This window comes from Rhizobium sp. 01T444 (assembly GCF_056398305.1).
Genome location: NZ_JBFTPD010000303.1, coordinates 1 through 580, shown reverse-complemented (window position 1 = coordinate 580; position 580 = coordinate 1). Strand labels below are relative to the sequence as shown.

Below are 580 nucleotides of genomic sequence, written 5' to 3'. Positions count from 1 at the left end.
GCCGAATTGCAGTCCGGCTCCTGCGGCAGGGCCTTCAAGGGGACATGGCGTGATGCTTCCGATGGAAGCACGCACCCCCTCTTGCTCAACAAGACTGGCAGCTGGCAATGAAGACATGGACCATCGCCGTCACGGCACTGCTCATGGGTCTGGGCGCCGCGGGCGCGCAGGCACAGCCTGCCGACAAACCGGCCAGTCCCCTGGCCAGCGCCCAATTGACATGGCAGCAGTGCCAGAAGTTGGACGCGAACAAGGAGGCACGGCTGGCATGCTTCGACCGTTGGGCGCAGCAGCAGACGCTGCCCGCCCAGGCGGTCCCCGCAGCGCCGCCGGCACTCGCGGCCGCCCAGTTGCCACCGCCGGTCGACGCCGCCCTGCCTGCCACGCGCGTGGTGACCGTCACGACGGAGCAGGGCTGCCGAGATCGCCAGTACTCGGAACTGTCACGCTTCTGGGAGCTGGAAAATGGCAGCGACTGCGGCACCTTCAACTTTCGTGGATACCGGCCGCTGAACGTCTCATTCTCCGCGGCCACCCATGCGCCGCAGACCCCCACCTCGCCGGCGCCGGACCACACCGG

General features: G+C 68.1%; 1 protein-coding gene. It reads left to right on the top strand.

The window, feature by feature from the left end; translation table 11 throughout:
- Nucleotides 1–107: 107 nt before the first annotated feature.
- Nucleotides 108–580, top strand: a 473-nt coding sequence (locus AC1DTN_RS38595; protein ID WP_477925483.1) for a hypothetical protein, incomplete at its 3' end; no start/stop codon positions are given.